Here is a 13,980-nt window from a genome sequence, read left to right on the forward strand (position 1 = left end):
CTGCGTGAGCGAGGTCCGGCTCGACGCGGTTCAGGCAGGCGGCGCGCGGTAGACATAGCGATAGGCCTCGACGAAGCCGAGCTTCCGATACATGGCGAGCCCCGCCGCGTTGTCGGCCTCGACCTGCAGCCAGGCGGTACGCGCCCCCATCGCCCGCGTGTGGCGCAGAGCCGCCGTGACGATGCCGCGGCCGATGCCGCGTTGCCGCCGGTCAGCGGACACCGCGACATCGAGGACGCCGGCAAGGTCGTTGTCCCGGATCGCCAGGGCGACGGCGACCGGTCGGGCTCCCTCCTCGAGCAGAAAGAGCGCCGAGGGCGGCCGGATCAATTCGAGGATCTCGGTCAGTCCCTCCCGCAGCTCGGCCGGCCGCTCGTGTACGACCAGACTGGCTTCGATGTAGCGATGGACGTCGCCGATCGGCGTGAGCTCGGACACGACGTCGGGGTCGCAATCCGTCAGGTCGAGACCGGCAAGATCTGCCGAGAAGACGATGGATTCGCCGAAGGACGACCAGCCGAGATCGTCGAGATGCTGGACAAGCTGCGGCGGCGCCAGCGGCGACTGGCGAAACAGAAAGGGCCGACCAAAGGACTTGAACCGCGCGGCCGCACGCTCGACCCTTGCCGGAATGTCGAGATGGTCGGATCGGTCGAGCGGGTTGACCGAGTTCAGGCGCTTGGCGGGAAAACCCGCGGTCAGCCTGACCGCCCAGGTCCCGTCGAACTCCGTCTGGCTCGCGGGCCAGGCGCGAAAGCCTGCGGCCTCCAGCCGCCGGACGACGGCGAGCTGCGTCAGGTTCTCAGCTTCGATAGTCGCCATTGATCTCGACATAGTCCTTCGTCAGGTCGCAGCTGTAGACGGTCCAGCGCCCGCTGCCGAGACCGAGGGCGACATGGATCGGCACTTCCTGCCCCTTCATCACGGCCGCGGCCGAAGCTTCGCTGTAGTCCGGATCGCGCTCGCCGTTCAGCGCCACGCGAACCCCGCCGAAGGAGATCGTCAGCCGGTCGCGGTCGGCGGGCTCGCCGGCCTTGCCGACGGCCATCACGACGCGGCCCCAGTTGGCGTCCTCGCCGGCGACGGCGGTCTTGACCAGCGGCGAATTGGCGATCGACAGCGCGATGCGCTTGGCCGAGGCGTCGCTGACGGCGCCCTCCACCGTCACCTGGATCTCGTGCCGGGCGCCCTCGCCGTCCCGCGCCACCTGGCGGGCGAGATCGAGGAGCATGCCGGCGAGCGCCGAGCGGAAATCCTCCAGCCTGATATCGGCAGGATCGGAAATCTCCGGGCACCCGCGGGAAGCGGCAGCGCCGGTCGCGATGAGAAGCAGCGTGTCTGAGGTCGAGGTGTCGCTGTCGACGGTCACCGAATTGAAGCTCGGCTCGACCGCCTGCGACAGCATGGCCTGGAGCGTCGCCGCCGGCAGCGGCGCATCGGTCGCGAGGAAGGAGAGCATGGTCGCCATATCGGGCGCGATCATGCCGGCGCCCTTGGCGATGCCGTTCAGCGTGACAGTGACGCCGGCGATCTCGACCGCACGGGTTGCGAGCTTCGGATAGGTATCGGTGGTCATGATGGCGTCGGCAGCGTCGCGCCAGCGTGCGCCGGTCGCCTCCTTGGCAAGCCCTTCCAGAAGATGGCTGAACTTGGCGGCGTCGAGTGGCTCGCCGATCACCCCGGTCGAGGCGAGGAAGACCTCGTTCGAGCGGCATCCCACCGCCTCCGCCGCGGCGACCGCGGTCATCGCCGTCGTCTCGCGGCCACGCCGTCCGGTGAAGGCGTTGGCATTGCCGGAATTGACGACGATGGCGCGAACGCTGCCGCCCTTCAGGTTCTCGCGGCAGAGATCGACAGGCGCGGAAGGACATTTCGAGCGGGTGAAGACCCCGGCGATGCTGGCGGGGGCGTCCAGCACCATCATCAGAACATCGGTCCGGCCCTTGTACTTGATGCCCGCCGCGGCGGTCGCGATGCGCAGGCCCTCGATCGCCGGCAGGTTGGCATAGTCGGTCGGTGCCAGCGGCGAGATGCTTGTGCTCATGGAAGTCCCCATCCCAGTGTCATTGAAAAAGGGGCGCGCCATCGCTGGCGCGCCCGTCAGTGTCCGGCGGTGGCTGCTTACTGCGCGGGCGCCGTGGCCGGCGCGGCATCGGCGGGCGCAGCGCCCGCAGGTTCCGCGCCCTCGGCCGGCGGAGCGGAGGCGGCCTTTTCCATCGCCTCGACGGCGGTCTTCATCGCCGGATCGACGTAGACGACCTTCTGTTCCTCGCGCGCCTTCTGCACCAGGACCATGTACTTCTCGCGCATGATGACCTGACGGATCTGCTCCTTCACCGCGTCGAACTCGGGCTGCTTCTGCGGGCGCTTCTCGGTCACCTGGATGATGTGCCAGCCGAACTGCGTCTGCACGGGCTGCTGGGTATACTTGCCGACTTCGAGCGCGTAGGCGGCCGTCTCGAACGGCGGCACCATCTGGCCGGGGCCGAAGAATCCGAGATCGCCGCCCTCGGGACCCGAGGGACCGTTCGACTGCTCGGCGGCGAGCGTCATGAAGTCGGCACCGCCGTCGAGCTTCTTGATGATTGCCTCGGCCTCTTCCTTGGTCTTCACCAGGATGTGGCGGGCATGCAGTTCCTCGACCGGCTTGATCTTGGCGACCTCGGCGTCGTAGCGCGCCTTCAGCTCGTCATCGGTGATGGCGTCGACGCCCTGCTTCTGGAAATAGGCATTGTGCAAAGCGCGCTCACGCAGGAAGGCGATGCGCGCCTCGACGACCTTGTCCTTCGCGATTCCGGCCTTCTCGGCTTCCTGCGCCAGCGACTTGATGTCGATCAGCGCCGAGAGGACGGCGAGTTTGCGCTGCTCGGGCGGCAGCTTGCTGAACTGCTCGCCGAGATCCTGCGCAGCCAGGTCGAGATCGCCTGCCGTGATCGACTGGTCGCCGACCTTGGCGACGACATCGCTATCGGCGGCCAGCGACGGGACGGCCAGCGTCATCAGGGATAGGCCGGTTGCGGCGAGCAGAAGCTTGATGGTCTTGGTCATGAAGGTTCCTCGGGTCATCTCGGGGTAAGAAGCCGGCGCCCGTTGCCAGATCTTCCTGAAAACGGGTTCTGAAAGTCTTGGCTTTGCGGTCTTTTAAGGGCCGGAGCGCGCCTCTCTGCGGCGTTGACATCGCTTTGCCCCCCTCTTATCTCTCTCGCGTCGTCAAAGTCCAGCCGCGCCCCTGTCGCGACCCAGGCAGACAGGGGACGGGCCTTATGCCGGAACGATACGCAAGCCCCTGATCCTGCTGCGCAATTGGCTTCGGCAAGCCGGCATGGCGGCACTGCCTCGTGATCGGTTGGGGCAAGGTCTGGACCGCTTTGCGGCCGCTCGTCGGTAGATCCCTCCACCGGCAAGCGTCTCGATTCATCTTTAGAAAGGCCTGTTCATGGTCAGTCTCGGCGGCATCGCCCGCAAGTTGCTCGGTTCGTCGAACGATCGGGTTGTTCGACGTTTCGAGCCCTTCGTGCGGGAAATCAACGCGCTCGAGGCCTCGCTGGTAGGCTTGAGCGACGAGGCGCTGCGCGGCCGTACCGACGAGTTCCGAGCCCAGATCGCCGCCGGCACCCCGGTCGACAACCTGCTCGTTCCGGCCTTCGCGACAGTGCGCGAAGCCGCCAAGCGGGCTCTCGGCATGCGCCATTTCGACGTCCAGATGATCGGCGGCATGGTCCTGAACCGCAAGTCGATCGCCGAGATGCGGACCGGCGAGGGCAAGACCCTCGTCGCGACCCTACCCGTCTATCTCAACGCGCTTGCCGGCAAGGGCGCGCACGTCGTCACCGTGAACGACTATCTCGCCACGCGCGACGCGGAATGGATGGCCAAGGTCTATCGCTTCCTCGGAATGTCCGTCGGCATCATCACGCACGGCCTCTCGGACGACCAGCGTCGCGCCGCCTATGCCTGTGACATTACCTACGCCACCAACAACGAGCTCGGCTTCGACTACCTGCGCGACAACATGAAGTACGAGCGCGGCCAGATGGTGCAGCGCGGCCATCACTTCGCGATCGTCGACGAGGTCGACTCGATCCTGATCGACGAGGCGCGCACGCCGCTCATCATCTCCGGCCCGCTCGACGACCGATCCGATCTCTACAAGACCATCGACGCCTTCATCCCGCAGCTCGGTCCCGAGGACTACGAGCTCGACGAGAAGCAACGCCAGGTCTCGTTCACCGAGGACGGCACAGAGAAGCTCGAGCGTCTGCTGGAATCGGCGGGCCATCTCGTCGGCGCCTCGCTCTACGACATCGAGAACGTCGCGATCGTCCACCATGTGAACAACGCGCTGAAGGCCCACACGCTGTTCCAGCGCGACAAGGACTACATCGTCCGCAACGACGAGATCGTCATCATCGACGAGTTCACCGGCCGCATGATGCCGGGCCGGCGCTATTCGGAAGGCCTGCACCAGGCGCTGGAAGCCAAGGAGGGCGTCACCGTCCAGCCCGAGAACCAGACGCTCGCCTCGATCACCTTCCAGAACTATTTCCGCATGTACGAGCGTCTTGCCGGCATGACCGGCACGGCGTCGACGGAAGCGGCCGAGTTCGGCGACATCTACGGCCTCGATGTGCTGGAGATCCCGACGAACCTGCCGGTCAAGCGCATCGACGAGGACGACGAGGTCTACCGGACGGCGGACGAGAAGTTCAAGGCGATCGCCAACGAGATCAACGAGGCGGCTGGCCGCGGCCAGCCGGTCCTCGTCGGCACGACCTCGATCGAGAAGTCCGAAATGCTGGCCGAGCGGCTGGCCAAGGGCGGGCTGAAGAATTTTCAGGTGCTGAACGCCCGCTATCACGAGCAGGAGGCCTATATCGTCGCGCAGGCGGGCGTGCCCGGCGCGGTGACGATCGCCACCAACATGGCCGGTCGCGGCACCGACATCCAGCTCGGCGGCAATGCCGACATGCGCATCGAGCACGAACTGAAGGACATGCCGGAGGGCCCGGAGCGGACCGCCGCCGAGGAGGCGATCCGGACCGACATCAAGCGCCTGAAAGATCAGGCGCTGGCTGCCGGCGGCCTCTACGTTCTGGCCACCGAGCGGCACGAGTCGCGGCGCATCGACAACCAGCTGCGCGGCCGCTCCGGCCGTCAGGGCGATCCCGGCCGGTCAAAGTTCTTCCTGTCGCTGCAGGACGACCTGATGCGCATCTTCGGCTCCGAGCGCATGGACACCATGTTGACCCGGCTCGGCCTGAAGGAGGACGAGGCGATCGTCCACCCCTGGATCAACAAGGCGCTGGAGAAGGCGCAGAAGAAGGTCGAGGCGCGCAACTTCGACATCCGCAAGAACCTTCTGAAATACGACGACGTGATGAACGACCAGCGCCGCGTCATCTTCGAGCAGCGGCTCGAACTGATGGATGCGGAAGGGCTGACGGAGACGGTCACCGACATGCGCCAGGCGACCATTGAGGCCGCCGTCGCCCGACATATTCCCGAGCGCGCCTATCCCGAGCAGTGGCAGACCGCCGAGCTGCGCGAGGAGTGCCTGGAGCTTCTCAACCTCGATCTGCCGATCAAGGAATGGGCCGACGAGGAAGGCATCGACGAGACCGTCATCCGCGAACGCATCCTCGACGCCGCGGACGCCATCTTCGCCGAGAAGACCGAGCGTTTCGGGCCGGAGATGATGACCTACATCCAGCGGTCGGTCGTCCTCCAGACCATCGACCTTCTCTGGCGCGAACATCTGGTCAACCTCGATCACCTGCGCTCGGTCGTGGGTTTCCGCGGCTACGCCCAGCGCGACCCGCTGAACGAGTACAAATCGGAGGGCTTCGAGCTCTTCGAGACGATGCTCGGCCATCTGCGCGAGCGCACCACCGCGCAGCTGATGCGCGTCGAGGTCGTGCGGCAGGATGAGCAGCAGCAGTCTCAGGACGATCTGCTGCCGATGATGACGGCGCATCACATCGATGCCACGACCGGCGAGGACGATGCCACCGGCCTGTCCGCCGACAACGAGGATCCAAGCCTCTGGGGTGTCGTCGGTCGCAACGAGCCCTGCCCCTGCGGCTCGGGCAAGAAGTTCAAGCACTGCCACGGCGCTTTCGCCTGAGAGCGGGAGCCGGCAGGCGGCACGTTCAAGGACCGGGGCGGCAGCGTCCCGGTTTTTTATGCGCTGACTGAAGCGTTGCCGCCCTCGGAATGCGGGATGGAGCCGGCAACCGGCCTTGTCCCGCCTCGATCGGCGTCGCTGGCTGGGAAGTGCCGGTGGCGCGGCGCTTTCCGGCGCGGTGCCGGCAACGAAGGACGATTTGAGCGCGACGGCTTCGCTGCGGCGCTCGTCGGCCGAGCACTCCGACGGGGCAAGCCGCGGGAGGAGGTCCGCAGCCCATCCCGCGCCTTGGCGTTCGGTCGGCTCGCCATGACCATGCGAACGGCCGGCCGCCGACGCGGTCCGGCGACGCGCGGCCCGGCCGGGACTACTTCGTGAAGCCGTCGAAAACGGTCGCCTTGCGGGTCTTCAGCGGCTTGCCGAAACGGTCGAAACCTTCGCGGCGGTGCTGCTCGGCGGCATAGGCATCGGCGGTGATCGGCGTGCCGGTCTTGTAGCTGAAGGTCGAGACGGGCGCGAATTCGTGCGGCTTCATCTGCGCAAACAGCCTGTCTTCCTCGGCCTGGTCGGACAGGCGCTTGGCGGCGACCTCGACGGTCTCCTCGACCACCGGGCAGGGCCCTGCCGGCAGGAGGGTCTGGCCGGGCTCCAGCAGGGGATCGAAGACGTAGCGCTTTTCGCAGACGCCGACATTCGGCACACGCTTGGTGAGTTCGAAACGGTCCGACCCCTCCTTCAGCATCTTCCAGAACGCGTAGTGCTCGGACTGGCGATGCCGGGCAAGGTTCTTCGGTGTCATGCGGAAGGGAAAGGCCTGGATCTGGAACGAGCGCTGACCGCCGGCAAAGCTGTCACGGGCGAGCGCGTAGAGTTCCTCGACCTGCCAGTCGTCCATGGCGTAGCACCCGGACGAATTGCACGAGCCGTGGATCATCAGGTTCTGGCCGGTAAAGCCGTGCGAGCGGTCATAGGCGTTGGGATAGCCGATGTTGACGGCGAGATGGTGCTGAGAGCCCGGGTTCAACTGCGACGGCACGACGGTGTAGAAGCCCTCGGGCCCCTGGCGATCGCCTTCGGCCTTCTTGGGCCCGAGCTTTCCGGACCAGGCGCAGATCGAGTAGGTCTTCAGAAGTTCGTACTTGCCGCTCGACTTCTGCTTCCAGACCTCGAGCGCGGATTCTTCCTTGAACAGACGAACCAGGATCGGCGACGTCAGCCCCATGTCCTTGGTCTTCATCACCTTGATGAGGGCAGCGGGAACCGGCGCCTGCGGTCCCATCAGGTCGCCGAAATCGGCGCCCGGCTGACAGGCCGAGACGGCAAACAGGCTGACCGCGAGCGCGGCGGCAGTGATCAGACGTCTGACGAGCATGCCCGTCCCCCTGTTCGGCAGGGGGCTTCAACCCCGCTGCCCCTTGCATCCATCCTGCCCCACGGCCGCACAGACCGCTGGCACCAGCCCGAACCCTGGCAAACCCTTGCTCGGACTCAGACAATTTGTCTCTTGTTTTGACTCCGCGGGCCCTAACGATGCGTTAACATCGCAGCCCCGGCCGCGGAATACGCCCTTCGATCCCACAAGGACGACGCCATTGTGACGAAGGTCGAGCGGTAACGCTAGGTCACGAGCGTGGCGGTTCTGCCACGATCGCCGCAAAAGGGGACGAGCGGCCCTGGCGAACTTACAAATTCCGGCCGATCGCCAGGAACTTTTCGCGGCGTTCGCGCCGCAGCGTCGCGCCATCGCGGGGCGTCAGTTCCGCAAACGCCGCCCGGATGCGCTCTGCCGTGGTGTCGATCGCCACACCGGCATCGCGATGCGCGCCGCCGATCGGCTCGGGCACGATTTCGTCGATGACGCCGAAGCCCTTCAGGTCCTGTGCGGTGATCTTCATCGCCTGGGCAACGTCCTGCGCCCGTGTCGCGTCGCGCCAGAGGATCGAAGCGCCGGCTTCCGGCGAGATGACGCTGTAGATGGCATGCTCCAGCATCAGCACCCGGTTGGCTGCTGCCAGCGCGATGGCACCGCCCGAGCCACCCTCGCCGATGATCACCGACACGAGCGGCACCTTCAGGTTGAGGCAGGCCTCCGTCGAGCGGGCGATCGCCTCGGCCTGGCCGCGCTCCTCGGCGCCGATGCCGGGATAGGCACCGGCCGTGTCGACCAGCGTCAGGACCGGAATGCCGAAACGCTCGGCCATCTCCATGATGCGGACAGCCTTGCGGTAGCCCTCGGGGCGGGCCATGCCGAAATTGTGCTTCAGCCGGGTCTGGGTGTCAGACCCCTTCTCCTGGCCGATGATCGCGATCGACTGCCCGTCCAACCTGCCGAAGCCGGAAATGATGGCGTGGTCCTCGGCGAAGAAGCGGTCGCCGGCCAGCGGCGTGAAGTCGGTGATCATCCGCTCGACATAGTCGAGGCAATGCGGCCGGTCGGCGTGACGGGCGACCTGCGTCTTCTGCCAGGGCGTCAGCTTTCTGTAGAGGTCGAGCAAGGCATCGTGCGACCGCTTCTCGAGCCGCTGGATCTCCTCGGTGACGTCGACGCCATCCTTGTTCTCGCCGATCCCCTTCAGCGCGATGATCTGGCTTTCAAGGTCGGCGACCGGCTTTTCGAAGTCGAGATAGTTGTGCATGAGCGACCGAAGCCGTCCTTTCGACACAGGGAGATCCCCGGCACCTCTCGTGAGGTCAGCGGGGCTTGTCGGCCGCCGGCGGAAGGCGGGTCAGAGTGCGGCGCAAACTGACGATGTGCCCGCGTCTTGTCAAGAAATGCCGTCGACCGCCAGCCGGGCCGCGGTGCGGGGTCAGTCGCGGCTCGTCTCCGACAGCGGGTGATGATCGGTGACGAGGCGGATCAGGCGCTCTTCCAGGACATGGGTATAGATCTGCGTCGTCGAGATGTCGGCATGGCCGAGAAGCTCCTGCACGGCCCGGAGGTCGGCGCCGTTCTGCAGAAGATGACTGGCGAAGGCATGCCGCAGCACGTGCGGAGAAACGCGCGCAGCGGGAATCCCGGCGCGCGCCGCCAATGCCTTGAGGTCGCGGGCAAAGGCCTGGCGGGTCAGATGACCGCTTTCCGACAGAGCCGGAAACAGCCAGGGCTGCTCGGCCGGAGACGGCATGCCGGGCGCTTTCAGCGCCGCAAGCGCCTCTGCGAAACCCGCAAGCGCGTCGCGGGCACGCTCGCCGATCGGCACCATGCGCTCCTTGTCGCCCTTGCCGCGAACGATCACCAGCCGATTCTTCGGCCGGAGCACCGAACGCGGCAGGCTGACGAGTTCCGAGACGCGCAGGCCCGTCGCATAGAGAAGCTCGACGAGGGCATGCAGCCGCCGCGCGCGGGCGAGCGCCGCCCCCGTCACGTCTGGATCGGCCGCCGACGCCGCGGCGGCGTCGATCAGGCGGTCGACCTCGTCCTCGCTCATGATCTTTGGCAGCGGGCGTGCCTTGCGCGCCGTCTCGATCGGCCCGGTCGGATCATCGCCGCGCATGCCCTCGGCGTAGAGGAACTTGTAGAACTGGCGCAGCGAGGACATCCGCCGCGACTGGCTGGAGGCGGCGAAGCCACGCGCGGCGAGATCGGAGACGAAGGCCCGGATGTCGTCGCTCGATGCCGCGGCAAGGCTCGTCCCGCGGGAGCCGAGAAAGTCGCTGCTGTCGTCGAGATCGCGGCGATAGGCGGACAAGGTGTTCTCCGCAGCGCCGCGCTCCACCGCCATCATCTCGATGAAGGTCTCGATGTCGACGCCGTCACGGCTGGCGGGCCGCGCTGCCGGGCTCGGCCTGCCCTTCTCTCCACCCGTCATGGACGCAGCGGCATGATCGGCTCGCCCTCGGCGGGCGGCGGCTGCAACTGGTCGAGCGGCAGGATGATTTCGACCGGATGCTGGGCCGGCTCGACGAAGAAGACGAGCGCGGCCATGGCAGCCAGGATCAGTCCGCAAACGAGAACGAGCGTCGTCAGGAGACGGACAAGCGTTGGCATGACGACAAGGCCATTCTGACTCGAGGACACGGCGGTTCAGGTCCGCTTGAGCGGGACGCATTCGCTCCCCTTCCTTTAAAGAATGCAGCCGGTGGCGCAAGCGCGAAGCCACAACCGGCGCGGCCCCTTCCCGCCTTGACGCCAGCCCCGATTTCCTGTCTCCCAGAACAAAATTCTCCTGGGGGAAGACCACGTAGGACGATGAGGAGCGAAACCCGCCTGGACGATAACCTCGACATCGCCACGCGTCTCGGTGGCCGCTGCATCACGCTGATCGGCCTGATGGGCGCCGGCAAGTCGACGGTCGGCCGGAAACTGTCGCAGATGCTCGCCCTCCCCTTCCACGATACCGACACCGAGATCGAGACCGCCGCGCAGATGAGCGTCGCCGAACTCTTCGCCTCCTACGGCGAGCCGGAGTTCCGTGCGCTCGAGGCCCGCGTCGTGGCGCGGCTCGCGCGCGAGGGACCCCATGTCCTGGCCACCGGCGGCGGCGCCTACATGGCGACCGAGACGCGTGAGATCCTGCGCGAGCGGGCGGTGACGGTCTGGCTGAAGGCCGATGTCGACGTCCTGATGGATCGTGTCCAGCGCCGCGGCAACCGTCCGCTCCTCGCCGCCGCCGATCCGCGCGCCGTGATGCTGAGCCTCATCGACAAGCGCTACCCCGTCTATGCCGCAGCCGACATCACCATCGTCTCGCGCAATGTCCGCCGCGAGGTGATCGCCGAGGAGATCATCGCCGCGCTCGACCGCTTCCTTCCGGGAGATCCCGCATGACCCTCGTGGCCGAGACGTCGCCTTCCCATCAGAGCGTCCGCGTCGATCTCGGCGAGCGCAGCTACGACATCCTCATCGGCGCCGGGCTTCTCGCCGGGGCGGGCACCGAGATCGCACGTCGCCTGCCCGGCATCCGCGCCATGGTGGTCACGGATGCGACGGTGGCGGGCCTTCACCTCGATGCGCTGATGCTCTCGCTCGGCAGCGCCGGCATCGACGTCTCGCAGCTTGTCCTGCCCGCGGGCGAAACGACAAAATCCTTCAGGCATCTGGAGGAAGCCGTCGAGGCGGTGATTGCTGCAAGGCTGGAACGCGGCGACGCGGTCATCGCGCTCGGCGGCGGCGTCATCGGCGACCTCACCGGATTCGTTGCCGGGATCGTCCGGCGCGGCATGCGCTTCGTCCAGATCCCGACCACGCTGCTGGCCCAGGTCGATTCCTCCGTCGGCGGCAAGACCGGGATCAACTCGCCGCAGGGCAAAAATCTCATCGGCGTTTTCCACCAGCCGTCGCTCGTTCTTGCCGACACCGATGTCCTCGACACGCTGAGCCCGCGCGAGTTCGCTGCCGGCTATGCCGAGGTGGTCAAATACGGGCTGATCGACCGTCCGGATTTCTTTGCCTGGCTGGAACAGCATCGCGAGAAGATCTTCGCTGGCGGGGCGGAGCGGGCGCAGGCGATCGCCGAGAGCTGCCGGGCCAAGGCCGCCGTCGTCGCTGCCGACGAGCGCGAGGACGGCGCAAGGGCACTCCTCAACCTCGGCCACACCTTCGGCCACGCGCTGGAAGCCGCCTGCCGCTACGATCCCGCGCGGCTCGTGCATGGCGAGGGCGTCTCGATCGGCATGGCGCTGGCGCACCGCTTTTCGGTCCGTCTCGGCCTCTGCACCGGGCAGGATGCGGTGCGGGCCGAGCGGCATCTCGAAGCGGCCGGCCTGCCGACGCGGATCGATCAGATCTCCGGGACGGATTTCTCGGTCGAGGATCTGATGCGCGGCATTTCCCAGGACAAGAAGGTCAGCCGCGGGCGTCTGGTCTTCATCCTGACCCGCGGCATCGGCCGGGCCTTTGTCGCCCGCGACGTCGATCCCGCGGCCGTGGAGGCGTTTCTCGCGGACGAGTTGCGCCGGGAAGCCTGATGGGCCTGGATGGGGCCTGGGGGCCTCTCGTTCCGGCCGTCCGGTGGCCATTATCCGAAATAATGCCTGCGCCAGCGCTGGGGAATGAGGCCCGAGACGACCGCGAGACAGCCGGCCAAGGCAGCGGCGACAAAGATTGCGGGCGGCCCGAGTGCGGCGACGGCAAGCGCTCCCATAACGGCGCCGACGAGCATGCCCGTCCAGGGCACGATCTCGATCCACCAGCGGCCCGACGGCGCGCCGACGAGCCAACGGCCGATACCCCGGCCGAAGCGCGACAGCGCCCCGGTAACGTAGGTGACGCCGAGCGCATGGCCGTCGACGCGCTCGACCGCGACGTTGACGAGCCCCATGGCGAACACCACCGCGAGCGTCGCCGCCCTCGTGAAACCGAGAAGATGCAGGGTTCCTCCAAGCGCAAGGACGGCCCCGACGAGACCGACGATCAGCGCGTGGCGGCGACCGGTGAGGTGCACGAAGACGACGCCGGCGCTGTTGCCGACGACGAAGACGAGGACAAGCAGCGCCAGATGAAGTGCCTGGGCCCCCAGACCTTCGCCGACCGCGACGGCGAGCCGCGTCGTATTGCCGCTCATGAAGGAGACGAAGTCGCCGGCGACGAGAAAGCCGATGGCGTCGGTCATGCCGGCCAGGCAAGACAGGGCGGCGGCAAAGCCGAGCCCGGTCGCCATCTGCCGCCGGCGCAGCACCCTGCGGCGGTGCGCCCGCGGCGCTTCGAGCTTTCGTGGCGGCATCTGGGCGTTCACCGCCGGAGCGGCTCTCCGGGCGCCTTCGCCTCGATCGCCAAAGCGTGCACGCCCGACTCAAGCTCCTGGGCCAGAACGAGATTCACCGCCCGATGCCGCTCGACACGGGAAAGGCCGGCGAAGGTGGCCGAGACGATCGTGACGCGGAAATGCGTGCCCGCCGCGCCGTCGAAGCCGGCGTGATGCTCGCTGGCGCCGTGATGGTGGCCCGCATGCAGATGGCTTTCGTCGACGACGGCAATGCTTTCTGGGCTAAACACTTCCCGCAGCCTGGCTTCGATGGTGTCGCGAGAATACAGGGTCATTCCGGGTTCCGATGGCATGAGAGGAGAACTGCAGATAAGGAGGAGGGTGGAACACCGTCCTTCCGGTGCTTCGCCTTCGCGGTGGAGGGGTTTTTCCGTTCTGTCAATTCTTGTTCGCCCCCAGTCAGGTCACCATAATCCACGCGATGAAGCTCGATTCAAAATATTTCGACGGAATACGTGTCAAACCGGCCCGGGAGGCTGCGGCAGAGAAGGCCCGCGTGCCTGACTGTGCCTGGGACGGATGCGACAAGCCGGGCAACCACAGGGCCCCCCGCGGCCGTGATCACGAGGGCCAGTACCTCAATTTCTGCGTCGATCACGTCCGCCAGTACAACAAGTCCTACAACTATTTCTCGGGTCTCAACGACACCGACATCCAGACCTATCTGAAGGATTCGCTGACGGGCAACCGTCCGACCTGGACCATGGGCGCGGCGGCCGGCGATGCTTCCGCCACCCAGGCGCCGCCGCGGGCGGCGCGGCGCTGGAGCGGCAAGGCGAAGGACCCGTTCAATCTCTTCGGCGACGACGCCACACGCGTGCGCCAGGCATCCAAGACCAAGAAGGTGCGCTCGCTGGAGTCGAAAGCCTTCACCACGCTCGATCTCACCGAAGAATCGTCTGGTGAGGCGATCCGAACGCGCTATAAAAGCCTGGTGAAGCAATACCACCCCGATGCCAATGGCGGCGATCGTGGGCACGAAGACCGGCTGCGCGAGGTCATCCAGGCCTACAAGCTCTTGAAACAGTCGGGTTTTTGTTAATCGCTGAACGCTGGGGCCTCAGCCCTGCCGCGACGTCTCACGTCACGATGGCGGGAGATGCAGTCCTGCGGCGGATGGTCGGCGGCGTTTCGGCGCCGCTATCGGTCGGG

The 13,980-nt window shown here is 66.6% G+C and carries 13 protein-coding genes; 4 read left to right on the top strand and 9 right to left on the bottom strand.

The window, feature by feature from the left end; translation table 11 throughout:
- Positions 1 to 30: 30 nt before the first annotated feature.
- The 3 genes from Sa4125_RS18210 to Sa4125_RS18220 form a co-directional block, all read right to left on the bottom strand.
- Positions 31 to 822: a GNAT family N-acetyltransferase gene (locus tag Sa4125_RS18210; protein WP_224000158.1), complete on the bottom strand. Its 792-nt coding sequence runs from the start codon at positions 820 to 822 to the stop codon at positions 31 to 33.
- Positions 803 to 2,044 (bottom strand): bifunctional glutamate N-acetyltransferase/amino-acid acetyltransferase ArgJ, encoded by a 1,242-nt coding sequence (gene argJ / locus Sa4125_RS18215; protein ID WP_224000160.1) that lies wholly within the window; start codon positions 2,042 to 2,044, stop codon positions 803 to 805. The genes Sa4125_RS18210 and argJ overlap by 20 nt, the downstream gene beginning before the upstream one ends.
- Positions 2,045 to 2,121: 77 nt before the next feature.
- A complete protein-coding gene (locus Sa4125_RS18220; RefSeq protein WP_224000168.1) occupies positions 2,122 to 3,048 on the bottom strand; it encodes a peptidylprolyl isomerase in 927 nt (308 codons plus the stop codon).
- Positions 3,049 to 3,436: 388 nt separating this feature from the next.
- Between Sa4125_RS18220 and secA the strand changes: the two genes are divergently transcribed.
- Complete coding sequence (secA, locus tag Sa4125_RS18225; RefSeq protein ID WP_224000177.1) at positions 3,437 to 6,124, top strand: preprotein translocase subunit SecA; 2,688 nt, start codon at positions 3,437 to 3,439, stop codon at positions 6,122 to 6,124.
- A 367-nt stretch (positions 6,125 to 6,491) separates the two neighbouring features.
- Here secA and Sa4125_RS18230 read toward each other — a convergent pair whose 3' ends face one another.
- The 4 genes from Sa4125_RS18230 to Sa4125_RS18245 all read right to left on the bottom strand — a co-directional run bounded on the left by Sa4125_RS18230 (position 6,492) and on the right by Sa4125_RS18245 (position 10,112).
- Positions 6,492 to 7,496, bottom strand: coding sequence for a murein L,D-transpeptidase family protein (locus Sa4125_RS18230; protein WP_224000179.1), 1,005 nt, complete (start codon positions 7,494 to 7,496; stop codon positions 6,492 to 6,494).
- A 310-nt stretch (positions 7,497 to 7,806) separates the two neighbouring features.
- Positions 7,807 to 8,760, bottom strand: coding sequence for an acetyl-CoA carboxylase carboxyltransferase subunit alpha (locus tag Sa4125_RS18235; RefSeq protein ID WP_224000181.1), 954 nt, complete (start codon positions 8,758 to 8,760; stop codon positions 7,807 to 7,809).
- Between the two features lie 171 nt (positions 8,761 to 8,931).
- Entirely contained in the window at positions 8,932 to 9,933 is a 1,002-nt protein-coding gene (locus Sa4125_RS18240) for a site-specific tyrosine recombinase XerD (RefSeq protein ID WP_224000183.1), read from the bottom strand.
- On the bottom strand, positions 9,930 to 10,112 hold the full coding sequence (locus Sa4125_RS18245; protein ID WP_224000186.1) for a hypothetical protein: 183 nt from the start codon (positions 10,110 to 10,112) through the stop codon (positions 9,930 to 9,932). The genes Sa4125_RS18240 and Sa4125_RS18245 overlap by 4 nt, the downstream gene beginning before the upstream one ends.
- Before the next feature lie 201 nt (positions 10,113 to 10,313).
- On the opposite strand from Sa4125_RS18245, the gene Sa4125_RS18250 reads away from it, so the two are divergent.
- A complete protein-coding gene (locus tag Sa4125_RS18250) occupies positions 10,314 to 10,892 on the top strand; it encodes a shikimate kinase (RefSeq protein ID WP_224000188.1) in 579 nt (192 codons plus the stop codon).
- A complete protein-coding gene (aroB, locus tag Sa4125_RS18255) occupies positions 10,889 to 12,031 on the top strand; it encodes a 3-dehydroquinate synthase (RefSeq protein WP_224000190.1) in 1,143 nt (380 codons plus the stop codon). Before Sa4125_RS18250 ends, aroB begins: the two co-directional genes overlap by 4 nt.
- A gap of 50 nt (positions 12,032 to 12,081) precedes the next feature.
- Here aroB and Sa4125_RS18260 read toward each other — a convergent pair whose 3' ends face one another.
- Both Sa4125_RS18260 and Sa4125_RS18265 read right to left on the bottom strand, forming a co-directional pair.
- Positions 12,082 to 12,798, bottom strand: coding sequence for a YoaK family protein (locus Sa4125_RS18260; protein ID WP_224000192.1), 717 nt, complete (start codon positions 12,796 to 12,798; stop codon positions 12,082 to 12,084).
- On the bottom strand, positions 12,795 to 13,097 hold the full coding sequence (locus tag Sa4125_RS18265; protein WP_224007959.1) for a BolA family protein: 303 nt from the start codon (positions 13,095 to 13,097) through the stop codon (positions 12,795 to 12,797). Before Sa4125_RS18265 ends, Sa4125_RS18260 begins: the two co-directional genes overlap by 4 nt.
- A 152-nt stretch (positions 13,098 to 13,249) precedes the next feature.
- Here Sa4125_RS18265 and Sa4125_RS18270 point away from each other — a divergent pair, with 152 nt between their 5' ends.
- Positions 13,250 to 13,870 carry a DnaJ domain-containing protein gene (locus Sa4125_RS18270; protein ID WP_224000194.1) on the top strand — a complete coding sequence of 207 codons (621 nt, stop codon included), beginning with the start codon at positions 13,250 to 13,252 and terminating at the stop codon, positions 13,868 to 13,870.
- Positions 13,871 to 13,980 lie beyond the last annotated feature (110 nt).

This window comes from Aureimonas sp. SA4125 (assembly GCF_019973775.1).
Lineage (GTDB): Bacteria > Pseudomonadota > Alphaproteobacteria > Rhizobiales > Rhizobiaceae > Plantimonas.